The following is a 23768-nucleotide window of genomic DNA, read 5'->3' on the forward strand; positions in this document are numbered from 1 at the left end:
CGTGTCGCCGCCGCCGGTATCGACACCACTGCCGGTATAGCCTCCGCCACCGGTTGCCCCGCCGACACCGCCCCTGCCACCCGCGCCCCCGGCGCCGGAGGTCGCGCCGCAGCAACCCACCGTGGTGGAGCCGCCCGCGCCCGTGCCGCCAATCAGCCTGCAGCCGCTCAACCCCCTGGTGGGCGAGCAGGCGCGCGAGGCCAGCGTGTTCTTCGACGGCAGCGTGTTCACGAACGTGGTGCGCCTGTCCGTGCCCATGCACCCTATCGTGTACGTCACGCCGGGCGTCCATGAGGCCCAGGCCGAGCGCGAGCTGTCCGACCCGCTGTTCTTCAGCAACCCGGGCGCCGGGAAGCATGGCGGCATCCAGAGCCAGACCCTCGGCCTGGGCCTGGGCATGGACCCGGCCCTGTTCGTGCAGACGGCCGTGCGCGAGTCGCAGGCGCGCGGCGAGCTGCTGGGCGACATCGTGGAAGGCCGCCTGGGCCGCATCTCGCTGGGCAGCGACGGGCGCATTCCCACGCCCGAATGGTTCGAGGCCCTGGGCGAGCAGATCGTGCCGCAGATGCCGGGGCAGGAGCCCCAGCAGTCCACCGACGGCAAGCCCGCGCCAGAGGCCAATGCAGAAGGCGCACAGGGCACGCAGGGCCGCCAGGGCGATGCGGCGACGCCGCAGCCCGCTGCTGCGCCAGCAGCCACGGCGGCGCCGCGTGCCGCCGGCGCGCCATCGTTTTCCGACCAGCTGCGAAGCGCCGGAACCCGCCTGCCTGGTTCCGTGCCCGGCGCGGTGCCTGGTGCCGCGCGCTCTGCAAGCCCCGGTTCCACCGCTTCCTGAATTCACCACCCACCATGAACCATCTGTTGTCGCTGTCCATGTCCCACACCCAGAAACCCCGCCTGCGCATGTTCGCTTCGCCGCTGCGGCTGGCGACCCTTTCCTGCCTGCCGGTGCTGCTGGCGGCCTGCGGTTCCGTCACGCCCGTGTCGCTGACCCAGAACGAGATCGAGGCGCGCGTCACGTCAGACCGCAAGGCGATCTATGCCGGCCAGGAGCCGGTGACCGCACCCATCACCTTCCACGAGGCATCGGCCCGGGCGCTCAAGTACAACCTGGACTACCGCCTGAAGCTCATGGAGAACGCGCTGGCCAAGAACCTGGCGGACTCTGCGACCTACGAAATGCTGCCCCGCCTGGTGGCGGGTGCGGGCTACGCCTCGCGCAACAACGATTCGGGCGGCAGCTCCATCGGCATCCAGGACCGCATCGAGTCGCTGCGCCCCTCCACCTCGCAGGAGCGTGACCGCACCCTGGCCAACCTGACCTTCTCGTGGAACGTGCTGGACTTCGGCGTCTCGTACTACCGCGCCCAGCAAAAGGCCGACCAGTTCCTCATGGCCGAGGAGCGCCGCCGCAAGGTCGCGCAGAACGTGCTGCAGGACGTGCGCAACAGCTACTGGCGCGCCCTGGGCGCGCAGAAGCTGATCGGCCGCGGGGACGCGCTGCTGGCCCGGGTGAACACGGCGCTGGCGCAGGCCCGGCAGGTGGAAAAGGAAGGCCTGATGCCGCAGAGCCAGGTGCTGGCCTACCAGCGCGCGCTGCTGGACGCGGTGAACCTGCTGACCCTGCGGCGCCAGGAGCTGGAGCTGGCGCGCGCCGAGCTGACGGCGCTGATGTCCATCCCGCCCGGCACGGCGTACACGCTGGCTGACGAGCAGGAGATCGCGCTGCCCCCGACGCCCACCAACATCGAGGCCCTGGAGCGCATGGCGCTCGAAAAGCGCCCCGAGCTGCTGGAGGAGTCCTACCGCAAGCGCGTGACCGAGAACGACATCAAGGCCGCCAAGCTGCTGCTGTGGCCCAACCTGAGCGTGGATGCCGGCCCGAGCTACGACTCCAACAAGTACAACTACAACAGCAACTGGGTGGACGTGGGCGTGCGCCTGTCCTGGAACGTGCTCAAGCTGGCCCAGCTGCCGGCGCTGGAGCGTGCCCACAAGGCCCAGAACGAAACCGACGACCTGCGCCGCATGGCGCTGTCGATGGCGGTGCTGACGCAGGTGCGCGTGGGCGTGCAGCGCTATGACCTGGCGCTGTCGGAGCTCAAGTTCTCCGAGGAGAGCCTGGCCGTGGACAGCCGCCTGCTGAGCTTCTCGCAAAAGGCCGCGAAGACCCAGTTCGACTCGCGCCTGGAAGTGATCCGCGCCGAGGCCCGTGCGCTGCTGGCCGAGTACCAGCGCTACGCCACGTACTCCAATGCCCAGGCTGCGTGGGGCCGCCTGTACAACTCGGTCGGCCTGGATGTGCTGCCCCAGGCCATCGCCAGCCACGACGTGCAGTCGCTGGCCCGCGCCATGGAGACCACGACCAGCGGCTGGCAGGCGCAGGTATTCAAGACCGGCACGGCCACGGCCCCCGGCGCGGGAGGCCAGTGATGGCGGCTCGTTTCGCACCGCGCGGACCGCGCAGCGCTGCCGCCGTGCTGATGCTGCTGTTGGCCACGGCGACCGGCGCGTGGGCGCAGGCCCCCGCCGCCCGGCCGGCCCCGGCCGGGGAGGGCGCGCTGCAGCTCTCGCCGGCCAGCCTGTCGGTGCAGCCCGCCGCAGCGCGGCCTGCCGCGCCGGGCGCGGCGCCAGCGGTTGTCGATGCCGGCACCGGTGCCCTCCGCGTACTGCTGGCGCCTGAGCTGGAGACCACGCTGGTCTCGCAGATCGTCGGGCGCATCTCGTCCCTGAATGCCTCGCTGGGCAAAAGCGTTCCCAAGGGCGCGGCCTTGGTGACCTTCGATTGCAGCGAGCCCTCGGCCCGCCTGCAGATGGCGCAGGCCGAGCATGCCGCCGCCAAGGAAACGCTGGACGTGAAGAGCCGCCTGCATGAGCTCGAAGCCGCCGGCCAGTCCGAAGTGCAACTGGCCGCCGCCGCCAGCGACAAGGCGAATGCCGCCATCCGCCTGTCGCGCGCGCAGATCGCGCAGTGCACCGTGGTGGCGCCGTTCGCGGGCCGCATCGTGCGCCTGCACGTCAAGCCCTTCCAGGGCGTGAATGCAGGTGCGCCGCTGCTGGAGATGGTGAGCGAGGGCCCGCTCAAGGTGCGCCTGAACGCGCCCTCCCGGATCCTGCGCACGCTGCGCGAGGGTGCACCGTTCGAGGTCAGCATCGACGAGACCGGCAAGACCTACCAGGCCAAGGTCACGGCGATCAACGCTCGCGTGGATGCCGTGGCGCAGACGGTGGAGCTGGAAGGCAGCATCGCCGGCAAGAACCCCGAACTGCTGGGCGGCATGACCGGCGTGGCCCGCTTCAAAGACCTGCCGTGAATGCGATGACCCCATGAGCGCCCCTGCAGCGCAGGTCCAGCCGCGCCTGGCCGACATCGTCACCGCCCTCGAAGCCCGCGCGCGCGCTGCGAACACGGTCAGCGAACTGGGCTTTGGCATCGCCAACGACAGCTACGGCCTGCTCGGCTTCCGCCAGGCCCTGCTGTTCGGCGGCGACAGCGCAGGTGCCACGCTGCTCACGGTGTCGGGGCTGGCGCGCCCGGCCGAGGACAGCCCCTACCTGATCTGGCTGCGCCGGGCCTGGCCCTGGCTGCGCGCCCAGTGCGAGGGCGACGGGCCGGCCTGGATCGCCCAGCCCGGCCCCGCCAGGGGCATGCCGGCCGGGCTGCTCGATGGCTGGCAGGAATGGTGGCCCGCCGGGGTGTGGGTGCAGCCGATTGCCCGGCGCTCGGGCGAGCGCCTGGGGTGGGCCGTCTTCCTGCTCGACGCCGCACCCCCCGCACCCGTGGCGCAGGCGCTGGCGCGGCTGGCCGCCACCTGGGGCTATTGCTGGGAAATGCTGGCGGGCAAGCCGCGCTCGTCGTGGCGCAGCCGCTGGAGCGGCCTGGGGCGAACGCGCCGGTATGCGCTGCTGGCGGCCGTGGTGGCGCTGCTCTTCATCCCCGTGCGCCACTCTTCGCTGGCGCCGGCCGAGGTGATCTCGCTCGACGCCCAGGCCGTCACGGCGCCCATCGAGGGCGTGGTCAAGGCCATCCACGTGCGGCCCAACCAGAACGTGAGGGCCGGGGAGGTGCTGTTCTCGCTGGACGACACCACCTTGCGCAACCGGCTCGAAGTGGCGCAGAAGTCCGTGGCGGTGGCCGATGCGGAGCTGCAGGTGGCCACGCAGAAGGCCTTCGACAGCTTCCAGAGCAAGTCGGACCTGGCGCTGCTGACCGGCCGCGCGAATGAAAAGCGCGCCGAGCTCGAGGCCATACGCGCCCAGCTGGCGCGCGTGGACATCGTGGCCCCGCGCGCGGGCGTGGCGGTGTTTGCCGACGCGGACGAATGGCTCGGGCGCCCGGTGACCACGGGCGAGCGCATCATGCTGCTGGCCAACCCGGCCAAGCCCGGGGTGATGATCAACCTGCCCGCGGCGGACGCGATTGCGCTGGAGCCCGGGGCCACGGTGAAGCTGTTCCTCACGGTGATGCCGCTGGCCCCGTTCGACGCCAAGGTGTCCGAAACCAGCTACCAGGCCATCGTCACGCCCGAAGGCGTGGCCAGCTACCGCCTGCGCGCCGTGTTCGACGAGGACCCGGGCCGCACCCAGCAGGCCCGCATCGGCCTGCGCGGCACGGCCAAGATCTATGGCAGCCGCGTCTTCCTGGGCTACTACCTGCTGCGCCGGCCCCTGGCCTCGGTGCGCGAATGGACCGGCTGGTGAACAGCCCCGACGCGGCGCTGCGCGGCCTGCCCCTGCGCGAGGACCTGCGCCTGCACGAGGCGGCGCCCGACAGGGACGGCGCCCCGGCCTGGTCCATCCAGGACCCGGTGACCAACCGCTTCTTTCGCATCGGCTGGCTGGAGTTCGAGTGCCTGGTGCGCTGGCCGGGCGACCCCGATGCCATCGCCCGCGACATTGCCGAGAACACCCCCCTGTATGCCGACCGGGAACTGGTGGAGGACTTCGGCCGCTTCCTGGCACAGCACCAGCTGGTGCGCCCCTCGGACCAGGCGCTGGCCCGGCTGGCGGCCAAGGCCGGCGGGCCGGGCTGGCTGCACTGGCGCTGGTGGCTGAACCACTACCTGTTCATCCGCATTCCCCTGGTACGGCCCGAGCGCTGGCTGGCGGCGCTGCTGCCCTTTGTGCGGCCGCTGTGCTCGGGGCCGGGCATCGCGGCCATCGTGCTGGCCTCGCTGCTCGGCATCGTGATGGTGGCGCGGCAGTGGGACAGCTTCACCCATGGCGTGATGGACATCCTCTCGCCCAGCGGCATCCTGGGCTTCCTGATCGCGCTGGCCGTCTCCAAGACCCTGCACGAGCTGGGCCATGCCTTCGTGGCCACGCACCACGGGGTGCGCGTGGCGCACATGGGCGTGGCGCTGGTGGTGCTGTGGCCCATGCTCTACACCGACACCAGCGAGTCCTGGAAGCTGCGCACGCCGCGCCAGCGGCTGGCGATCTCGTCGGCCGGCATTGCCGTGGAAATGGCGCTGGCGGGCCTGGCCACGCTGGCCTGGGCGCTGCTGGACGACGGCCCGCTGCGCCAGGCCATGCTCTACTTGGCGACCACCGGCTGGGTGCTGTCGCTGGCCCTGAACGCCAGCCCGTTCATGCGCTTCGACGTCTATTTCATCGCCTCGTACCTGCTCGACTACCCCAACCTGCACGAGCGCTCGGGCGCCATCGCGCGCGCCTGGCTGCGCCGCACCCTGCTGGGCTGGGACGAGCCGGACCCCGAGCCCGTGACCGCGCGCCAGCGGCGCGCCCTGGTGGGGTTTGCCGTGTTCACCTGGGTGTACCGGCTGTTGGTGTTCCTGGGCATCGCCGTGGCTGTGTACCTGATGTTCTTCAAGGTGCTCGGGATCTTTCTTTTTGCCGTGGAAGTGGTGTGGTTCATCGTGCGTCCCCTCTGGTCTGAAATCACCGTCTGGCGCCAGCGCTGGTCCGAGGTGCGCCCGGGCAGGCGCTTTGTGCTGTGGCTGCTGCCGGCCGCGCTGCTGGTCGCGATGGCCGTTCCGTGGCCCACCAAGGTCGAGGCCTCCGGCGTGGCCCGCGCCGAGCGCCAGCAGCTGGTGTTCGCCCCGTTTGCGGCGCGCGTCACGCGCGTTGCGCCCGGCGGGGCGGTGGGGCAGGGCGCCCCGCTGGCCCAGTTCGAGGCGCCCGACCTGGCCGCGCGCGAAGTGCGCACCGATGCCCTGGTGCAAGCGCTGCAGCAGCGCCTGACCGGCCTGGTCGCGGACGAGCGTGGCATGGAGCAGCAAAAGACCGCCACCGGCCGGCTGCAGGAGCAACTGGCCGAAGCCGAGGCCGTGCTGGAAGAGACCGGCCGCCTGCAGATCGCCGCGGACTTCGCCGGCCAGTGGGCCGACGTGGACCCCGCCGTGCAGCCCGGCACCTGGGTGGGCACCAAGACGCAACTGGGCGTGCTGCTCGACCCTTCGAGCTGGGTGGTGGACGCCTATGTGGAGCAGCGCGAGGTCGAGCGCATCGTGCCCGGCGCGCACGCGCGCTTTCGCCTGCACCAGCAGTGGAACAGCGTGGACGCCACGGTCGTCAGCATCGACACCACCCGCACCGCCCGCCTGCCCCACGCCATGCTGGCCGCCCGCTACGGCGGGCCCATCGCCACGCAGACCGAAGGGCAGTCGGCCACCACCCCGGTGGAGGCCCTGTACCGCGTGCGGCTGCGCCTGTCACAGCCCCTGCCCCAGGCCCGGGAGGCGCGCGGGCATGTGAGCATCGAGGCCGAGGCGCAGAGCGTGCTGCTGCGCACCTTGAAGCGCCTGGCGGCGGTGGCAGTGCGCGAGAGCGGGTTCTGACCTGCGCCCGGTGGCCGGCGCAGGACGGTCTGCGCAGGTGGAGGGGCAGGCCCTGCGTCGCGCCGGAACGCAGGCCCCGTGGTGTCCGCAAGACCGGGCTGAAGGCATGGCCTGCCAAATAAAACATGCCTCCGTCACATTCCTGCGCTAGAAATCGCCTTGGTGCAACGCCAACCGCCTGGCGCGGTTCAACCAACGGTGCGTGGCGGATGCCGTGCGCAAGGAGGGGGTATGTCGTCGATCATGGGGCGCATTCTGGAGGCGCGGCACGCGCTGTGGCGGCAATCCGCCAAGCGCTGGGCCGAGCGCACGGCGCAGCGCGAGGAGGGCCTGCGGCGCATTCGCGACAAAGGCATCGGCGCGGCCGACACGCCCAAGCGGCAGGTGGAATGGACTGCCCGCGAGGCGCGCAAGCTCTCCGGCACCAGCCGCTTCACCGAGCGCACCATCAACGGCACCTGGGACCCGGTTCCCTTCGCCCCCAGCGTGCAGGCGGGCAAGGCCGCCGCGCCGGTCGCGCGCATCGTGACCCTGCCTGGCCGCGGGTATGAGCCGCAGGGCGTGGCCACGGGCTTCCTGGTGCACCCCTGCCTGCTGCTCACCAACCACCATGTCTTCCAGGTGCGGGGCGATGCGGCGGGTTTCGCCGCCAATTTCCACCATGTGCGCGACGACAAGGGCGTGCGGCCCGGCAAGCACTATGAGCTGGACCCGGAGCGCTTCTTCTTCTCCGACGCCAGACTCGACTTCGCGCTCGTCGCGGTGAAGGAGCGCGGGCTGGAGAACGAGCTGCTGTCCGAACTGGGCTTTCTGCGCCTGGTGGAGGCCACCGGCAAGGTGCTGACCGGCCAGCCCGTCAACCTGGTGCAGCACCCGGGCGGGGGCGAGCGCCAGTTCGCCATCTCCGACAACAAGCTGGTGGACATCCTGGACAGCGGCTACCTGCAGTACGAGGCCGACACCGACCGCGGCTCCTCCGGGTCGCCGGTGTTCAACACGGACTGGGAACTGGTGGGCCTGCACCACTCGGCCGTGCCCCGGCTCAACGCGGCCGGCGAGATCATGACGCAGCGCGGCGGCGTGTGGCAGGAGGACGGCGATGAGACCGAGATCGCCTGGGTGGCCAACGAAGGCACGCGCGTGAGCTTCATCGTCGAGCGGCTGCGTGCGGCGCAGGTGTCCGTGGCCGAGCAGCCGCTGCTGCAGGCGCTGCTCGCGTCCACGAGCGACCCGGTGCAGCAGCCCGCAGCCTACCTGGAAAGCGCATCCCTTTCCACCCCCCTTACCGGAGCGATGCCCATGGGCCCCGTCCAGTTCAACTTCAGCGGCCCGGTCACCATCCACCAGTACTACGGCGAGGTGCCGGGGGGCGTGCGGCCTGCTGCCGGGGCGGCGCCCGCGCCAGCGCCCGTGGTGGCCGTGGTGGCTGCTGCCGCACCGCCGGCCCCTGCCGCTGCCGAGAAAACGCTGGTCTTCGACCCCGGCTACGCCGAGCGCAAAGGCTACGACCGCCGCTTTCTGGGCCGCAGCATCGCGCCGCCCCAGGTCGTCGATGCCGACCTGCTGGCCCAGATGTATTCCATCGCCGATTACCAGGCGTTCCACGCCGAGTATGCCGACGTGCCCGAGCTCGACCTCAGCGAGGCGGGCGACACGGCCCAGCCGCTGGAGCTGCGCTACCACCACTATTCGCTGGCCATGAACAAGAAGGCCATGATGTGCCAGTGGACCGCGTCGAACGTGGACTACCGCGACATCGCCCGCCAGGACACGCGCCCGCGCGCCGCCCTGGGCGGCGAGAACTGGCGCCCCGACCCGCGCGTGCCACCCGACTGCCAGCTCTACAACCAGGACATCTACCAGCCCGCCCGGCGCGTGGACCGGGGCCACGTTGTGCGCCGCGAGGACAACTGCTGGGGTGCGCCGGGGCTGGAGACGGAGTACGCCAACTCGGACACCTACCACTGGACCAACTGCACGCCGCAGCACGAGGCCTTCAACCAGGAGCGCCCGCGCGACGGCAGTGGCCAGAACGTGTATGCGCCCGGCACCACCGGCATCTGGGGCCATTTCGAGGTGGAACTGGCCAAGCAGATCGAGGCCGGTGGCGGCAAGGCGGTGCTGTTCGCCGGGCCCGTGTTCCAGGGCATGCTGGGCGCCCAGGGCCTGGGCACGGCCGGGGTGAAGGTGCCGGCCCGCTTCTGGAAGGTGGTGGTGGTGCGCGCATCGCGGCGCAACGACGCACCGCTGCAGGCCTACGGCTACGTGTTCGACCAGACGCCGGCGGTGAAGGCCTATGGCATCACCTACGAGGGGCTGGAGCTGCCCGAGTTCAAGGCGCAACGCGCCACCCTCGCCCAGATCCAGGTGCTGGCCGGCGTGGTGTTCGACCCGCAGGTGCTGGCGGCGGACCAGGCACAGGCCTGAGCCTGCAACCTGCCTGATTTCGGTGGCGGGCATGGCTGCCTGCCGCTCGACAGCGACCGCTGGGCAGCCAGGGGCAGGCCTGCTAGCATCTGACGCCATGCAGGATTGATTCGCACAGGCAAGCCATGGGTTTTCTTCAGCGCCTTTTCTTGTCGGACCGCGCCAGCCGCCGGATGGCACACCCTGTGCTGGGCGACCTGCTGCTCATGCGCACCAAGTCAGGCGCCTATTGGGAAGGCGAAACCGGGCTCGGTGGCCGGCCCCTCACCCTGGCCATCGAAGCCCCCGGCGAGGCGGAACCGGTGCCTGCGCAGGTGGCGTTCTTCGAGCGCTATGTCCACTACCCCGAGGCAGCCTTTCACAAGGCAGAGGACCTTTTGGTGGGCGAGTACGAGGACTGGGTGCGCCGGCCGTTTCCGGCCGACTGGCGCGAGGCCTTTGCCTGGGTGGCATTGTCCATTCCGGCCGATGGCGACGAACTGAAGCCCTGGGATCTGTCGTTTGAATGCCTGCAGGACGGCACGGCGCGGCGCCATTTCACCTGTTTCATCGAACGCGGGCATGTCGTGCGGGTGGAGGTGAGTGGGTAGCTGGGCTCGCGGCAGCCGTGAAAACGCCTTCTTGTCCCTGAAGAGCCCCCTCCATATCCCTTTTCTCGGCCACACGCAGTCCTTGAGCCCTCGCCCAGCGCGCAGGAGGTGGGCGCGACTGGGGTGAATAGCGTGGCGCCGATGGTTGGTGTTATGGCGCGTTCTGCTAGTCTCAAGTCGTGTCGCGCTGCCTAGACTTCTGTTCACCGCCTGTTCACCACCGCAACGGGCACCACCACCGAACAGAGGAACCCTATGAGCACCATTCTTGTCACCGGCGCATCGTCGGGCATGGGTAAGGAAACCGCCAAGCGCTTGCTGCGCGATGGGCATACGGTCTACGCTGCCGCACGCCGACTCGATCAGATGCAAGACCTCCAAGCCATGGGCGCGATCGCATTGAAGATGGACATCACGCAGGACGACGACATCGTCGCGACGGTCCAGACCATCACCGCTGGCCACGGCGGCGTGGACGTGCTCATCAACAACGCCGGCTTCGGCATGTACGGCTCGGTCGAAGAGACCAGCATGGCCGACGCACGCTACCAGTTCGAAGTCAACCTTTTCGGCATGGCGCGTCTGACACAACTGCTGCTGCCGGCCATGCGAAAGAAGGGTGCGGGCAAGATCGTCAACCTGTCGTCGATGGGCGGCAAGATCTACACCCCGCTGGGCGCCTGGTATCACGCGACGAAGCATGCCATCGAGGGCTGGAGCGACTGCCTTCGCATCGAGCTGGCACCTTTCGGCATCGACGTGGTCATCATCGAACCCGGCATCATTGCGACCGAGTTCGGCAATGTCTTGCTCAACCCCATGTTGAAGCGTTCCGGTCAGGGCCCGTACAAGGCGCTTGCTCAGGGCATGGCCAAGGGCACACGCGATTCCTATGGCAAACCCGGCGCGGCCTCGCCGCCCTCGGTGGTGGTGGACGCCATCGTCGAAGCCATCGCAGCCAGGAAGCCGCGCACGCGCTACGCCGTCGGCAAGCTGGCGCGCCCGATGATCCTGCTTCGCAAGTTCTTCGGCGATCGGGTCTTCGACAAGGCCATCATGAGCCAGGTCGCCTGAGCGCATTCCCCAAGGAGACAGGCATGACACAAGCCAAGACCTTCCCCGTGGAGGCCGGCTGGCGCACCTTGCTCAAGGATCTGGGGGTGAAGCCGGCCGACGTGATGCGCCGCGCCGGCTTGCCGGAAGATCTGTTGGCGCGCCCGCAGGTCGGGCTGGGCACGGCTGAATACTTCAACTTCTGGCGCAGCCTAGAAGCAGCCGTGGGCGACCCCCTGTTCCCGCTGCGGCTGGTCGACGCGATCACGCCCGAGATCTTCTCGCCGCCGATCTTCGCAGCGCTGTGCAGCCCGAATCTGCGGCTGGCCACACAACGCCTGTCTCACTACAAGAGGTTGGTGGCGCCGATGGCGCTGGACGTGTCGGTCGACGAGCGTGGGGCCTTGACGCTGTGCCCGCGCTGGCTGGACGCCAGAGTCACGCCACCGCTGGCCGTGGTGACCAGTGAACTGGCGTTTTTCGTGCGCCTGGTGCAAATGGCGAGGCGCGAACCCATCCGGGCCGTTCAGGTGACCATGCCCACCACCCCGGAACCGCGGCTTGCTTACGAACGCTACTTCGGCGCGCCGATCCGAAAAGGCAAGGCGGCCAGCATCACCTTCTCAGCTTCCGACGCCGATCTGCCGTTCCTGACCGCCAACGACGGGATCTGGCAAGTCTTCGAGCCCGATCTTCGCCGCCGCCTGATGGAACTCGACGCGACGGCGTCCACGAGCGAACGTGTGCGCGCCCTGCTGCTGGAGGCGCTGCCCAGCGGGCAGGCATCGATGGACGCTGTCGCCGGCCGCCTTGCGATGAGCAAGCGAACGCTGCAGCGTCGGCTGGGAGAAGACGGTGAGACGTTTCAGTCGCTGGTCAATCAAATCCGTGAGGCACTGGCGCGCCACTATTTGTCGCAGACGACGCTGTCGAACAGCGAGATTTCGTTCCTGCTCGGCTTCGAGGACCCGAACTCGTTCTTCAGGGCCTTCCACGGCTGGACCGGCTGCACACCCGATGGGTTGCGACACGGAACGGCCAGCTGACGAACGGCCGGTCTATGCAACAGCGAAGGTCTGCAAGGGGTCGATAGCGGGTGCCGGCCGTACACCTGCGAATACCCGCTTCCAGCCTGAGTCCGCCTGTCCGAATTCCAAGGTTCAGAGGCATTCGGCTTCGGGTCGATTCCCGGCCTGCATCAAAATATGCGGTCACAGTCCATCCGCCAGGTCTTCCACAGCGACCCCAGAACCCCTGAAATAGCCGTTTTCCCCCGGAACTGGGACAATACGGGGATATGAGCGAAGTACTGTCCCCCACGAAAACACCCAAAGTCGGCTTTGTGAGCCTTGGCTGCCCCAAGGCCCTCACGGATTCCGAACTGATCCTGACGCAGTTGAGCGCCGAGGGTTACGAGACCTCCAAGACCTTCCAGGGGGCGGATCTCGTCATCGTCAACACCTGCGGCTTCATCGACGATGCCGTGAAGGAAAGCCTGGACACCATTGGCGAGGCGCTGGCCGAGAACGGCCGTGTCATCGTCACCGGTTGCCTGGGCGCGCGTGCCGGTGAAGACGGCGGCAACATGGTGCGCCAGATGCACCCAAGCGTGCTGGCCGTGACCGGCCCGCATGCCACGCAGGAGGTGATGGATGCCGTCCACCTGAACCTGCCCAAGCCGCACGATCCCTTCATCGACCTGGTGCCCGGGGGCTTCGGCGTGGCGGGCATCAAGCTCACGCCCAAGCACTATGCCTACCTCAAGATCAGCGAGGGCTGCAACCACCGCTGCACCTTCTGCATCATCCCCTCGATGCGCGGCGACCTGGTGTCGCGCCCCATCGGCGACGTGCTGAGCGAGGCCAAGGCCTTGTTCGAAGGCGGCGTGAAGGAGCTCTTGGTGATCAGCCAGGACACGTCTGCCTACGGCGTGGACGTGAAGTACCGCACCGGCTTCTGGGACGGCAAGCCCGTGAAGACGCGCATGCTGGAGCTGGTGCAGACCCTGGGCGAGATTGCCGAGCCCTATGGCGCCTGGGTGCGCCTGCACTACGTGTACCCCTACCCGAGCGTGGACGATGTGCTGCCGCTGATGGCCACGGGCCGCGTGCTGCCTTATCTGGATGTGCCGCTGCAGCACAGCCACCCCGATGTCCTGAAGCGCATGAAGCGCCCCGCCAGCGGCGAGCGCAACCTGGAGCGCATCCAGCGCTGGCGCGAGGTCTGCCCCGAGCTGGTCATCCGCAGCACCTTCATCGCTGGCTTCCCCGGCGAAACGGAGGCGGAGTTTGAGCACTTGCTGGATTTCGTGCGCGAGGCGCAGATCGACCGCGCGGGCTGCTTTGCCTACAGCGACGTGAACGGCGCCGCCGCCAACGAGCTGCCCGGCATGCTGCCCATGGAAGTGCGCGAGGAACGCCGCGCCCGCTGCATGGCCGTGGCCGAAGAGGTCTCCATCGCCCGCCTGCAGCGCCGCGTGGGCGCCACCATGCAGGTGCTGGTCGATTCGGCCCCCGGCCTGGGCCGCAAGGGCGGCGTGGGACGCACGTATGCCGATGCGCCCGAGATCGACGGCACGGTGCAACTGCTGCCGCCCGAGAAGATCAGCAAGACCATGAAGGTGGGCGAGTTCACGCGCGCCCGCATCGTGGGCGTGCGCGGGCATGACTTGATCGCCCAGCCGATCTGACCCTCCGATGCGGATGCTGCGCGCATGCCTGGTCCTGGCGGCTGCCCTGCTGCTGAGCGGGGCAGGGCATGCCGGCTGCTCCGAAGACTGGACGGGCCGCTCCGCCACCCATGAAGTCACCGTCAACGATGGGGGCTGTGAATACGGCAAGCTGATGCTGTGGGTGAACCCGCTTCGGCCCGCGGCAAAGCAGCCGCTTGCCGCGGCCCAGGCTGCCGCACCGGGCGTGGTGGTTCCCTTCGACAGCCAGTGCCAGCTGGCCCCGGACATGGTCTCCGGCTTTGCCTGCCGTGCCGATGGCAGCACGGTGCTGGCCGGCACCACCTACCGCCGGGTGCCCGGCAACAAGAAGGTTTGCGGCGACCGCCACTGGCCCGTGTACCGCTGCGTGCAGGGCTGCCGCCAGGCGGGTGTGCCGCAGGTCTTCAGGATCGAACCGTACGAGTGCTGAGGCGGGCCCTGTCCGGGTCCACCACCGACTGCAGCGGCCGGTGACCAGCACCTCCTCGGCGCTGCCGGCTGCATCGGCCAGGCGCCAGGTGGCGCGGCCGCTGGGGTCGCGAAACGTCACGCAGTCGTGCGCCACCAGGTCCTGCAAGACCTGGGGCGTGCCCCGCGCGGCCAGGTAGGCCGGGCTGGCCACGATGGCGCCATTGCGGGCCTCGATCAACGCGATCCCCGAAAAAAGTGTTAGCAGGCCCTGGTCAGGTCCCGCGTACATCCCTAAGCTCGGGGGTGTTCATCATCACCCTCCGTGCCGAGGGTGAATATGCAGGGAATTTCTGATTTCATATGAATGCCAGGGTCGATGGTTCCCATGTGCTGCCTGAAAATATTCTGGACGTATCGCCGCTGCAGCGGCAGTGGAATGGTGTTTCCCTCTGCGTGACGGAGTTTCATTGCGACGGCAGGGTGATTCACCCGTTGCCCGGCAGTGGCCAGGCGCGCCTGAGCGTGGTGCTGGAAGAAACCGGCGCGCATGCCGAGCCGCGCCTGCATGAAAGCACGCCATGCCCCATTGCCTACCAGCGCAGGCAGATGCTGTATGCGCCCGCCGGCTTGCAGGTGTGGGGTTTCAGCGCCCATGCGCACTATGTGAAGGACGCCACGCTGGAGTTCGACTTTGGCGCGCTCAGCGAGCGCCTGTCCTCACGGCTCGACGCTTGCGCGGCCGAGGTCCCCCGGCTGCGGTTTGTCGACGACCGCATCTGGGGCATCGTGCGGCTGTTGGCCGAGGTGGTGGATGACCCCGACCCCTCCATGCAGCTCTATGGCGACGGGCTCACTGCGGTGCTGGCCGCACAGCTCTTTTTGAAACCGGCCGAAGTTGCCTCGCCGGCGACCGCGCGCCTGGCTCCCTGGCAGCTGCGGCGGGTGCTGGACTACCTGGAGACCAGCCTGCCGGACCATGTGACCCTGGGCGAGCTGGCCAGCCTGGTGGGGCTGTCGCAATGGCACTTCAGCCGCGCGTTCAAGGCCTCCACCGGGCTTGCCCCGTACCGCTGGCAACTGGAGGCACGCATCCGCCGCGCGCAGTCCCTGCTGCTGGGTACTCAGGCATCGCTCGACGCCATTGCGGAGGCCACCGGCTTTGCCGATGCGGTGCATTTCGGCAAGACCTTCCGGCGCATCGCCGGCACGGCGCCGGCCACCTGGCGGCGCGAGCGAAAGTCGTAGATGGCCTGCCGTCAAACTGGATGGATGAAGCTGCTTGTGCACTTGCCTGCCCGCCTGCTGCGGCTGCATGGCCTGGGCGCCCATCCCCAGGTGGAGGTGCGCCTGTTCCACCCATTTCCCGCGCGCGGCTGCGTGGGCCAGCGGTTCGCCGCCTGAACAAGATGTTCAGCGCCGACAGTGCGCTGGCCGTTGCCGGTGGCCGCAACGTGGGTGACGAGTACTTTTTGCGCAGTGCGCAGTACAACTTCTTCGACTGCGACGTGCTCATCGCCGGCCCGGTGGTCCCGCAGATGGCCAGCCTGTTCGACGGGTAGTGGAGCGCGGCGCAGGTGCGCACGCTCGGCTCGGTGCAGCGCCCGCCGGCCCCCGCAGAGCAACTGCGCCAGGCGTTCGACCAGCGGGTGGACGGGGTGGCTGCCCCAGATCCCGCCACCGGGGCCGACCGGCAGGGGCGCCTGCCGCCCACCGCGGAGCTGGCCGCAGGCCGGGTGGGCATGGTGTACGGCCAGGCCCAGGCCTTGGCCGATTCGCCCGCCAAGGCCTGGGGCGATGTGGAGGCGGCGCAGCTGCCGGGTGGCGCGCTGCTGGACAACAGCCGCCACCTGCTGCGCGCGGAGTTCCAGAAGGCACGCCGCAGCATCGAAAGGCCATGCAGGCCACGCTGTGGCGACGGTGGGGCCTGCTGTTGCATCCCCGTGCATTCTTGCGGGTGAATACCCCGATGCAAGCACCGCAATTTCAGACAGCGAAGCGCAAATTTGGCCATTGCCGGCCCATGCCCCCTCGGGGATAGTTGCGGCAACGATTGTTGAAAGGTTGCCATTGACGAATTCGATTATTGAAGGGGCCGGGGACATATCGACTGCCACCGAATATCCAGCAGGACTGGTATTCGATGCAGCGTTCGATGAATTCTCGGTTCGATTGAAAACGCTGCCCGGCCGCGAAATGCGCTTCGATATTGCCGACGGGCCGTTTGCGCGAACCGAAACGGTCCGTTTCGACGTGACCACGGTGCGCCCCGGGGTATTCCTGGTCAGCTGGCAGGAGGCGAGCCGCGCCACCGTGGTGCACCTGGAGGATTTTGTGCAAATGGTGCTTCACTCCTACGCCACGCTGCCCGATGGCCGCTTCCTGAAGATGCAGGCGCCCATCCGCATGGTGGGCCAGGGCACGGGGGCCGCGCAATGACGGGGCGCGCAGACAGCAACCCGAACCGGGCCCTGGTGCTCGAAGCCATGACGGCCCTGTTCCAGCGCCGGGATGCCTCGGTGGTCGAGCGGCTGTATGCGCCGGGCTACGTGCAGCACAACCCCGGCATACCGCAGGGGCGCGAGGCACTGGCCGCGCTGGTGGCGCAGTTGCCGCCAGAGGTGTACTACGAACCCGGCATGGTGATCGCCGAAGGGGCGTACGTCGCCATCCACGGGCGCATCCGCGGCTGGGCGCCCAAGCCGCAGGTCGTGGTGGACATCTTCCGCATCGAGGACGGACGGCTGGCCGAGCACTGGGACGTGCTGCAGGACGAAATCCCGCCCGGCGCCGGCACGGCGGGCGTGGCCATGTTCTCGGCCGACGAGTCCGCGGTGCAGGCGGCCACCAACCAGACGCTTGAAGCACCCGAAGACGCCGCGGTGGACTACGACGCGCTCATGCAGGGCAACCTGGCGCGCGTGTTCAGCGAGCGCGATGCCGCGCGGCGCATGGTGGCAATCCAGGCACTTTACGCTGCCGATGCCGTGCTCCATGAACCCCATGGCTCGGTCACGGGGCACGCAGCCATCGGCCAGGCCGTGTCGGCATTGCTCGCCAACCTGCCACCGGATTTCCGCTTCACCGGCGTCGGGCCGGCCGTGGGCCACCACGGGACCGGACGCCTGCGCTGGCAGGGCAGCCTGCCAGGCGGTGGCATCGCCGTCACCGGTACGGACGTGGCCCATTTCCAGGGCGGAAGGATAAAGACGCTGTTCGTCTTTCTCGACCCCTCGCACTGATTGCCCCCAACCCGACCCGAGGAGTATTTCTGATGCCCGCAAGCCCCAAAGTCGCCAAGACCGGCCCCATTCGCATCGGGTACTGCCTGTCGCTCACCGGCCCGGTGGCGGCGAACGCGCGCTCGGCGCAGTTGGCGCACGCGATCTGGCTGGAGGATGTGAACCGCCGCGGCGGCCTGCTGGGCCGTCCGGTGGAGCTGGTCTGCCAGGACGACCATGCCGACGCCGCTGCCGTGCCCGCCCTGTACCAGCGCCTGCTCGACGAAGACCGGGTGGACCTGGTGATCGGCGGCTACGGCACCAACAGCATCGCCCCGGCCATGCCGCTGGTGATGGAGCGCCAGCGCTTCTTCATCGGGCTGCAGGGCCTGGGGGTGAACAGCGCCCTCGGCTATGCGAACTACTTCGCGATGATCCCCACGGGGCCGGACCCCAATGCGACGCTGACCGAGGGCTTCTTCGCCCTGGCTGCGCAGCAGGTGCCGCGGCCACGCACGGTGGCCCTGCTGTCCGCCGACGCCGTGTTTGCGAGGAACCCCATCGTGGGCGCCCGGCAGAACGCCGCGCGCTTCGGCTTCGAGGTAGTGCACGAGGCGGTCTACCCGCTGGCCACGGAGGACTTCACCCCGGTGATGGACGCGGTGGCCGCGAGCGGGTGCGACCTGCTGTTCATCTGCTCGTACCTGCAGGATTCCATCGCGCTGGTGCGGGCCGTGCATGCCCACGCCTACCGGCCGAAGATGGTCGGCGCCTCGATGATCGGGCCGCAGGCCACGGCGGTGAAGACCGCGCTGGGCCCCCTGCTCAACGGCTTCGTCAACTACGAGTACTGGGCGCCCAGCCCGGCGCTGATGTTCCCGGGCGTGCAGGACTTCCTCGCCAGCTACCAGGGCCGCGCGGCCGATGCCGGGGTCGACCTGCTCGGCCACTACACCGCGCCGCTGGCCTACGCGCAGATGCAGGTGCTGGAGCAGGCCGTGCAGGCCACCCAGGGCCTGGACGATGCGCGACTGGGCGCCCATGCGCGTGCCGCGACCTTCGACACGGTCATGGGACCGGTGCGCTTCGGCCCCGGCGGGGAGTGGGCCGTGCCGCGCGTGCTGCAGGTGCAGTTCCAGGGCATTGCGGGCCATGCGCTGGGCGAATTCCAGGGCGGGGCAGGGCAGGCCGTGGTCTGGCCACCCGAGCTGGCCTCGGGCCCGCTGGTCTACCCGTATGCCGCCGCGCGCACGCCCTAGCCAGCACTTTTCGCTGCAACTTTTTTGCTCCACCACAGAAGAAACCCATGAAGATCAACACCACCACCACGACCCTCCTGGGCGCTGCCGCCCTGGCGCTTGCCTTCAGCACAGCCCAGGCCCAGACCGAGTCGCGCGAGCAGGTGAAATCCGAAACCAAGGCCGCCAATGCCGCCGGTGCCATCCCGCGCGGCGAAAGCACCAACCAGCAACCCAAGCTCGACTCCGCCAAGACACGTGCCGACCGCAAGGCCGAAACCGCGGCCGCCAGGGAGCGTGGCGACATCGCGCGTGGGGGCGAGGCGCACCCGGTCGATGGCAAGGTCAAGCCCAGCGCCGATGGCCGCAACCGCGCCGAGGTGAAGGCCGAGACGAAGGGCGCAGTCAAGGCCGGGCAGATCACCTCCGGCGAGAAGAACTGAGCGGGGCGCGCAGTCCGGGCACAATGGGCCCACCACGGGCTGCCTGCCGCTGCAGGCGGCGCGCGTCCACCCACCCATCCTGGCGCCAGGCGGGCACCACCCTCTTTCTTTTCCCGGAACGGCGAGATACATGCTGCGCACTCTGATCGGTCTTTGCTTCTGCCTGGTGGCCGGCATCTCCGCCGCGGCACCCGCAGCCGCACCGGTGCGCGGCGAGATCGACGCGCTGCTGGCCGCGCTCCAGACCTCGGGCTGCGAATTCCAGCGCAATGGCTCCTGGCATGGGGCCGCGCAGGCCAGGACGCACTTGCTGCGCAAGCTGGAGTACATCGAAAAACGGTCCACCCTGCCCAGCGCAGAAAAGTTCATCGAGCTGGCTGCCTCGTCGAGCAGTGCCTCGGGCCAGGCCTACCAGGTGCGCTGCAGCGGCACGGTCCAGCCCAGTGCCCAGTGGTTCGGCAAGCAGTTGGAGAAGATCCGCGCCACGGGCGGCCCGGCCGCCCCCTCTGCCGCCAGGTAAGTGCATCGGGCCCACGCGCCCGGCCAGCCGCACCGCAGTCCATAAGGCGGCGCCCTGTCATGGTGCGGCGGGCCACGGGCCCCAGGACCATTGCGTGGCCGCAGGCTACATAAATCTTTACACATTTGCGCGGTGCAGCCGGGCCGGCAATCCCTGCGGATACGCGCGGTTCAGGGCACACTCCGGGCATGGCGGCAGGGCATCCGCCGGGCCTGTGGCGCACCGCCGCAAGGGCCTGTTCGCCTTGTCCCGAAAAACACAACAACACGACACAAGCCGACCCGCCGCCCATGCGCCTGTTCAGCAACGCATTGCGCGTCTCGATGCTCGAGGCGCGGCTGCTGCGCAGCTTTCCCAAGCTGCGCTGGTCCCTGCTGGGCGTGGTGGTGATCCCGGCGTTCTACGCCTTCATCTACCTCGAATCGGTGTGGGACCCCGCCAGCCACACCGGCAACCTGCCGGCCGCGATCGTCAACCTGGACCGTGGCGCCATGGCGAATGGCCAGGCGGTGAACCTGGGCATGGACCTGGCGCAGACGCTCAAGGACAAGCAGCAGTTCGGCTTCTACGAAGAGGGCGACCCGGACGCGGCCCGGCGTGCCGTGCGCCAGGGCAAGAGCCTGTTTGCGCTGGTCATTCCCGCCGACTTCAGCGCCGGGGCCATGGCTGCGGGATCGCCGGGCGCGGGCAAGCTGGTGGTGTTCGCCTCGGAGGGCAACAACTACGCGGGTGCGGGCTTTGCCAAGCGCTTTGCCGAGGAGCTGGGCCACCAGGTCAACGAATCGCTCAACGAAAAGCGCTGGGAGGTGGTGCTGGGTGCCAGCTCCTCGGCGGCCGACAGCCTGCAGCGCCTGCACGATGGCGTGGCCCGCCTGCGCGCCGGGGCGGCGGCGCTGCACAGCGGCATGGGCAAGGCCGAGGGCGGCTCGGCCCAATTGGCCAAGGGCGCGGCAGACCTGTCGAGCGGCGTGGCGCAGTTGGGCGACGGCATGAAGCAATTGGGCACGGGCGCGCGCACGCTCGATGCGAAAAAGCCCGAGGCGGCGGACCTGCAGGCCTTGAAGGCCGGCGCCACGCAGTTGGCCAGCGGCCAGGAGGAACTGCGCCGGGCCCTGCCGCAGCTCGAAGACGGCGCCCAGCGCCTGGCCGATGGGGCGGGGCAGTTGCGCGACGAATCCAAATCCCTGCTCTTCGGCGGCGACAAGGTGTCTGGCGCCGCGGGGCAACTGGCCGATGGTGCCACCCAGCTGCACGGCGGCCTGCAGCAGGCCAGCCAGGGCCAGGCGAAGCTGGCCGAAGGGGCAGGGGCCTTGTCCCAGGGCGTGGCCCAGATGGCCGACGGCTTTGGCGCCTACGCGGCCGGCGCTTCGACCCTGGCCGCCAAGGTGCCGCCCGATGCGAAAGTGGACCAGTTGGTGGACGGCAGCAAGGCGCTGGCGGGTGCTGCCAGCGAGCTGCGCACGGGCCTGCTGAAGGTGAAGGACGGGTCTTCGCAACTGGTGCTGGGGCTCGATACGCTCGAAGCCTCGCTGCCCTCGGGCGGCCCTGGTCTCGAGGGCACGGCCAGCGGCCTGGCGATCTCGGTCAAGCCGCAGATCGAGATCGATGCACCGGTGAAGAATAATGGCACGGGCCTGGCACCCAACTTCATCCCCATCGCGCTGTGGCTGGGCGCGGTGATGACGGCCTTCATCTTCCACCTGCGCCGCCTGCCCGAGGAGGCGGCGGGCTATTCGCGCGTGTCGCTGCTGCTGGGCAAGCTCTGGGTGCTGTGGAGCGTGAACCTGCTGCAGGCGGCCTGCGTGCTGCTCATGGTGTGGCTGATGCTGGGGCTCAAGGCCGTGGACATGGGCGGGCTGGCGCTGTCCATGGCGGTCACCTCGCTGACCTTCATGCTCGTCATCCTGGCCCTGGTGCGTGCCTTTGGCGACGTGGGCAAGGCCATCGCGCTGATCCTCATGGTGCTGCAGCTGTCCTCGGCCGGCGGAGTGCTGCCGGTGGAGCTGACCAGCGCCTTCTACCGCGACATCAGCCCCTGGCTGCCCTTCACCTGGTCCATCAAGGCCGTGCGCGCCAGCGCCTTCGGCGCCCTGGGCGGCGAGTGGGGCACGGCCCTGGCCGTGCTGGCCTTGTTCGCGGCCGGGGCCTTCGTGTTCTCGCTGCTGGTGGGGCAATGGCGCTTCGTGCCGCCGGAAGAGCACAAACCGACCATGGATATCTGAGCCACACTGGCGGGCGCTGGCCGGGGCCGCTGGGGCGGCGGGAGGGCAGGCAGGTGATGGGGGCTGGTGTTAGATTCGTCCGGCCCTCATCCGCTCACTCGCTCGCTGCACGAACCCATGTCTGCCCTTCTGTTCCTGCTGGTCGTCCTGTTCTGGGCGGGCGTCGTGTCGACGTTGGCGTTCAAGCTGGTGAAGCGGATCCCGGTGCCCATCGCAGTGAGGGTGGCGGCGTGGCTGGTGGCCGCACCCCTGCTGTTCTTGGCGCCCATGGCCGACGAGATTGCCGGCGCCCGGCAGTTCGAGGCGCTGTGCCGGCCCGAGAACGCCTGGCAGATCCACTTCCGGGTGGCCCATGCGCGCGACCTGCGCCAGGTCCACAAGGGCCATGGCACGGTGGCCGGCCGGCTGATGATCCCCATCCGCGTGGAGCAGACGGACTACCTGGACCGCAGAACCGGCACCGTGGCTGCATCGGTCAAGGCCTACCGCACCGAGGGCGGCTGGTTCTCGCGCAAGATACTGGGGGGCTGGGGGCCCTGGTTCGGGCGCGGCGAATGCGCACCGTTGCCGGGCCAGGTGCGCCAGTTGCTGACCATGGCCGGCACGGTGTGACTGAGCGGCCCCACCAGGTCAGCGCTGCAGCACCTGTTCCGGGCGCTGCAGGTAGAGGGCAAAAAACTCGCTGAGCGAAGCCGCCACGCGCACGGGCGGGCTACCAAGCTGCAGGGAGTCGGCAAATACTTCCGACTGGCCGCTGTCCGTGGTGCGGAGCCGAAAAACGTGGCTGTGGGTCAGGAAGTCTGCAAACTGCACACCCCATTCGGAGGGCGGGCCCTGGTTGGCACGTTCGACCTCGCCGAGCGACCACAAGCGCCAGAACTCGCCGTCCATGGTCGCCATGCCGCCCAGGGTGGTGTACAGGGTGAGCACTTCGGCGGTGGCGGGTTGGCCCAGCCGTGAAAACACGGCCTCGATGTGCGCGGGATCGCTGGGCGGCAGCATGTCAGCGCCGTCGATCCGCCAGCGGGGAAGGAGTGCTCTGAGATCGGCAGACAAGTCCATGCTGGATTGTCCGCTGGTATTGTGACGCCCGCAAGAATTCAACGGGCCCCGGGGCCCCCGTGCGCCCAGGGCAGATGGCGCCAAGGCGTACACCCAGCCGCAGGGCCCCGACGGGAACCCGCCGCTCAGGCGAACTCAATCCCCTTGGCCGCCAACCCCACCAGATCGATGCGGGCTGCATTGAGGTCCAGATTGGCCGCCATCACCACCAGTTCGGCCGCACCGGTGCCCCCGGCCATCAGGTCGGTAAGCAGCTTGAGCTCACCGTCCGTGCCCGCGCGGCCCACCACACTGGTCCACAGCGTCTGCGCAATCTGCGTGGGGGTGCTCGCCCCCAACAGCTGCAGGCCCAGGCCCGCAATGGTTTGGCTGGTGGCGCCAGCGTCCAGCAGGCGGATCACCTCACCCACCAGGCCCTTGTTGGAAAGTGCCCCCGGTCCGGCCAGCGCGCCCAGCAGCTTGGCTGCCTGGCCGGCATTGCCGGAGAGGTCCAGCGCCAGCTTGGTGTCGCCGAAGCTGACCCGCTCCACATTTGTGACGCCCAGCATCGCCCCATCGGTCAGGCGCTGCAACGTGAAATTGCCCGCGCCGTTGGCCTGCACGAAGGTCTGGGCCAGCGTGGCCGGGATGACCACGGTGTCGATGCCTGCACCGCCATCCACAAACCGCGCCAGGCCCAATGCGGGGCTGACGGTGTTGTTGCCGGCATCGCCGTTCACGATGACATCGCGCACGGCATCCACGCGGATGGCCCCTGCGCTGGCCATGCCCTCCAGAAGTTGCGCAGCCGTCTTGCCTGCAGCCTGGGTCGGGAACACCTGGGCAAAGAGGGTGGCCACCTGCTCGGCGCTCTGGCCCGCAAGCGTCTGGATGATGGCCCCTTCGCTCTGCGTGAGATCGCGGCCCAGCCACTTCTGGAACAGATATGCGGCGGCTTCCTCGGCCGCGCTGTGCGCCACCGTGAGGCTGGGCCCGGTGGCAAAGCGCACCTGCTCCACATCGACCAGCCAGTCGGAGACGCCGCTGGCGGTGTGCGTGAGCTTGATGCCTGCGCCGTCCAGGGTGACCGTGTAG

Annotated in this window: 22 protein-coding genes and 1 pseudogene; 21 read left to right on the plus strand and 2 right to left on the minus strand. The window is 69.0% G+C overall.

Going from position 1 to position 23768, the window contains the following annotated elements:
• Positions 1 to 142: 142 nt before the first annotated feature.
• The 21 genes from ACK59X_RS06495 (at position 143) to ACK59X_RS06595 (ending at position 22244) form a co-directional block, all read left to right on the plus strand.
• A complete protein-coding gene (locus ACK59X_RS06495) occupies positions 143 to 835 on the plus strand; it encodes a hypothetical protein (RefSeq protein ID WP_409956077.1) in 693 nt (230 codons plus the stop codon).
• A 14-nt stretch (positions 836 to 849) separates the two neighbouring features.
• Positions 850 to 2433, plus strand: a complete 1584-nt coding sequence (locus ACK59X_RS06500; protein ID WP_409956078.1) for a TolC family protein — start codon at positions 850 to 852, stop codon at positions 2431 to 2433.
• A complete protein-coding gene (locus ACK59X_RS06505) occupies positions 2433 to 3314 on the plus strand; it encodes an efflux RND transporter periplasmic adaptor subunit (RefSeq protein WP_409956079.1) in 882 nt (293 codons plus the stop codon). Before ACK59X_RS06500 ends, ACK59X_RS06505 begins: the two co-directional genes overlap by 1 nt.
• Positions 3315 to 3327: 13 nt before the next feature.
• A complete protein-coding gene (locus ACK59X_RS06510) occupies positions 3328 to 4701 on the plus strand; it encodes an efflux RND transporter periplasmic adaptor subunit (RefSeq protein WP_409956080.1) in 1374 nt (457 codons plus the stop codon).
• A complete protein-coding gene (locus tag ACK59X_RS06515; protein ID WP_409956081.1) occupies positions 4698 to 6800 on the plus strand; it encodes a site-2 protease family protein in 2103 nt (700 codons plus the stop codon). Before ACK59X_RS06510 ends, ACK59X_RS06515 begins: the two co-directional genes overlap by 4 nt.
• Before the next feature lie 231 nt (positions 6801 to 7031).
• Positions 7032 to 9227, plus strand: coding sequence for a DNA/RNA non-specific endonuclease (locus ACK59X_RS06520; RefSeq protein WP_409956082.1), 2196 nt, complete (start codon positions 7032 to 7034; stop codon positions 9225 to 9227).
• Positions 9228 to 9400: 173 nt separating this feature from the next.
• Complete coding sequence (locus ACK59X_RS06525) at positions 9401 to 9817, plus strand: hypothetical protein (RefSeq protein WP_409956083.1); 417 nt, start codon at positions 9401 to 9403, stop codon at positions 9815 to 9817.
• Between the two features lie 255 nt (positions 9818 to 10072).
• A complete protein-coding gene (locus ACK59X_RS06530) occupies positions 10073 to 10891 on the plus strand; it encodes an oxidoreductase (protein ID WP_409956084.1) in 819 nt (272 codons plus the stop codon).
• Positions 10892 to 10914: 23 nt separating this feature from the next.
• Positions 10915 to 11916 carry an AraC family transcriptional regulator ligand-binding domain-containing protein gene (locus ACK59X_RS06535; RefSeq protein WP_409956085.1) on the plus strand — a complete coding sequence of 334 codons (1002 nt, stop codon included), beginning with the start codon at positions 10915 to 10917 and terminating at the stop codon, positions 11914 to 11916.
• A gap of 251 nt (positions 11917 to 12167) precedes the next feature.
• Positions 12168 to 13559, plus strand: coding sequence for a 30S ribosomal protein S12 methylthiotransferase RimO (gene rimO / locus ACK59X_RS06540; RefSeq protein WP_409956086.1), 1392 nt, complete (start codon positions 12168 to 12170; stop codon positions 13557 to 13559).
• A gap of 7 nt (positions 13560 to 13566) precedes the next feature.
• The gene (locus tag ACK59X_RS06545; protein ID WP_409956087.1) at positions 13567 to 14010 is read left to right on the plus strand and encodes a hypothetical protein; all 444 of its coding nucleotides are present in this window, start codon (positions 13567 to 13569) and stop codon (positions 14008 to 14010) included.
• A gap of 434 nt (positions 14011 to 14444) precedes the next feature.
• Complete coding sequence (locus ACK59X_RS06550; protein ID WP_409956088.1) at positions 14445 to 15236, plus strand: helix-turn-helix domain-containing protein; 792 nt, start codon at positions 14445 to 14447, stop codon at positions 15234 to 15236.
• A 161-nt stretch (positions 15237 to 15397) separates the two neighbouring features.
• Complete coding sequence (locus ACK59X_RS06555) at positions 15398 to 15550, plus strand: hypothetical protein (RefSeq protein WP_409956089.1); 153 nt, start codon at positions 15398 to 15400, stop codon at positions 15548 to 15550.
• Between the two features lie 15 nt (positions 15551 to 15565).
• On the plus strand, positions 15566 to 15949 hold the full coding sequence (locus ACK59X_RS06560; RefSeq protein WP_409956090.1) for a hypothetical protein: 384 nt from the start codon (positions 15566 to 15568) through the stop codon (positions 15947 to 15949).
• 109 nt (positions 15950 to 16058) lie between these two features.
• Positions 16059 to 16427 carry a MoaF-related domain-containing protein gene (locus ACK59X_RS06565; RefSeq protein WP_409956091.1) on the plus strand — a complete coding sequence of 123 codons (369 nt, stop codon included), beginning with the start codon at positions 16059 to 16061 and terminating at the stop codon, positions 16425 to 16427.
• Entirely contained in the window at positions 16424 to 17230 is an 807-nt protein-coding gene (locus ACK59X_RS06570; protein WP_409956092.1) for a nuclear transport factor 2 family protein, read from the plus strand. Before ACK59X_RS06565 ends, ACK59X_RS06570 begins: the two co-directional genes overlap by 4 nt.
• Positions 17231 to 17262: 32 nt before the next feature.
• The gene (locus ACK59X_RS06575; protein ID WP_409956093.1) at positions 17263 to 18468 is read left to right on the plus strand and encodes an amino acid ABC transporter substrate-binding protein; all 1206 of its coding nucleotides are present in this window, start codon (positions 17263 to 17265) and stop codon (positions 18466 to 18468) included.
• Between the two features lie 47 nt (positions 18469 to 18515).
• Complete coding sequence (locus tag ACK59X_RS06580) at positions 18516 to 18890, plus strand: hypothetical protein (protein WP_409956094.1); 375 nt, start codon at positions 18516 to 18518, stop codon at positions 18888 to 18890.
• Between the two features lie 130 nt (positions 18891 to 19020).
• The gene (locus tag ACK59X_RS06585) at positions 19021 to 19410 is read left to right on the plus strand and encodes a DUF5329 family protein (protein WP_409956095.1); all 390 of its coding nucleotides are present in this window, start codon (positions 19021 to 19023) and stop codon (positions 19408 to 19410) included.
• Positions 19411 to 19700: 290 nt separating this feature from the next.
• A complete protein-coding gene (locus tag ACK59X_RS06590; RefSeq protein WP_409956096.1) occupies positions 19701 to 21632 on the plus strand; it encodes a YhgE/Pip domain-containing protein in 1932 nt (643 codons plus the stop codon).
• A 117-nt stretch (positions 21633 to 21749) separates the two neighbouring features.
• Positions 21750 to 22244: a hypothetical protein gene (locus ACK59X_RS06595; protein WP_409956097.1), complete on the plus strand. Its 495-nt coding sequence runs from the start codon at positions 21750 to 21752 to the stop codon at positions 22242 to 22244.
• A gap of 18 nt (positions 22245 to 22262) precedes the next feature.
• Here ACK59X_RS06595 and ACK59X_RS06600 read toward each other — a convergent pair whose 3' ends face one another.
• Positions 22263 to 22694, minus strand: a complete 432-nt coding sequence (locus tag ACK59X_RS06600) for a hypothetical protein (protein WP_409956098.1) — start codon at positions 22692 to 22694, stop codon at positions 22263 to 22265.
• A gap of 125 nt (positions 22695 to 22819) precedes the next feature.
• A pseudogene (locus ACK59X_RS06605) lies at positions 22820 to 23768 on the minus strand (hypothetical protein); the annotation flags it as partial.

The organism is Acidovorax sp. (assembly GCF_046339755.1).
Lineage (GTDB): Bacteria > Pseudomonadota > Gammaproteobacteria > Burkholderiales > Burkholderiaceae_C > Acidovorax.

Excerpts from the sequence above, each read along its gene's own strand:
- ACK59X_RS06500 (WP_409956078.1), top strand. The coding sequence starts at position 850 with ATGAACCATCTGTTGTCGCTGTCCATGTCCCACACCCAGAAACCCCGC.
- ACK59X_RS06505 (WP_409956079.1), top strand. The coding sequence starts at position 2,433 with ATGGCGGCTCGTTTCGCACCGCGCGGACCGCGCAGCGCTGCCGCCGTG.
- ACK59X_RS06510 (WP_409956080.1), top strand. The coding sequence starts at position 3,328 with ATGAGCGCCCCTGCAGCGCAGGTCCAGCCGCGCCTGGCCGACATCGTC.
- ACK59X_RS06520 (WP_409956082.1), top strand. The coding sequence starts at position 7,032 with ATGTCGTCGATCATGGGGCGCATTCTGGAGGCGCGGCACGCGCTGTGG.
- ACK59X_RS06525 (WP_409956083.1), top strand. The coding sequence starts at position 9,401 with ATGGCACACCCTGTGCTGGGCGACCTGCTGCTCATGCGCACCAAGTCA.
- ACK59X_RS06530 (WP_409956084.1), top strand. The coding sequence starts at position 10,073 with ATGAGCACCATTCTTGTCACCGGCGCATCGTCGGGCATGGGTAAGGAA.
- ACK59X_RS06535 (WP_409956085.1), top strand. The coding sequence starts at position 10,915 with ATGACACAAGCCAAGACCTTCCCCGTGGAGGCCGGCTGGCGCACCTTG.
- rimO (WP_409956086.1), top strand. The coding sequence starts at position 12,168 with ATGAGCGAAGTACTGTCCCCCACGAAAACACCCAAAGTCGGCTTTGTG.
- ACK59X_RS06545 (WP_409956087.1), top strand. The coding sequence starts at position 13,567 with ATGCGGATGCTGCGCGCATGCCTGGTCCTGGCGGCTGCCCTGCTGCTG.
- ACK59X_RS06555 (WP_409956089.1), top strand. The coding sequence starts at position 15,398 with ATGTTCAGCGCCGACAGTGCGCTGGCCGTTGCCGGTGGCCGCAACGTG.
- ACK59X_RS06570 (WP_409956092.1), top strand. The coding sequence starts at position 16,424 with ATGACGGGGCGCGCAGACAGCAACCCGAACCGGGCCCTGGTGCTCGAA.
- ACK59X_RS06575 (WP_409956093.1), top strand. The coding sequence starts at position 17,263 with ATGCCCGCAAGCCCCAAAGTCGCCAAGACCGGCCCCATTCGCATCGGG.
- ACK59X_RS06580 (WP_409956094.1), top strand. The coding sequence starts at position 18,516 with ATGAAGATCAACACCACCACCACGACCCTCCTGGGCGCTGCCGCCCTG.
- ACK59X_RS06585 (WP_409956095.1), top strand. The coding sequence starts at position 19,021 with ATGCTGCGCACTCTGATCGGTCTTTGCTTCTGCCTGGTGGCCGGCATC.
- ACK59X_RS06590 (WP_409956096.1), top strand. The coding sequence starts at position 19,701 with ATGCGCCTGTTCAGCAACGCATTGCGCGTCTCGATGCTCGAGGCGCGG.
- ACK59X_RS06595 (WP_409956097.1), top strand. The coding sequence starts at position 21,750 with ATGTCTGCCCTTCTGTTCCTGCTGGTCGTCCTGTTCTGGGCGGGCGTC.
- ACK59X_RS06600 (WP_409956098.1), bottom strand. The coding sequence starts at position 22,694 with ATGGACTTGTCTGCCGATCTCAGAGCACTCCTTCCCCGCTGGCGGATC.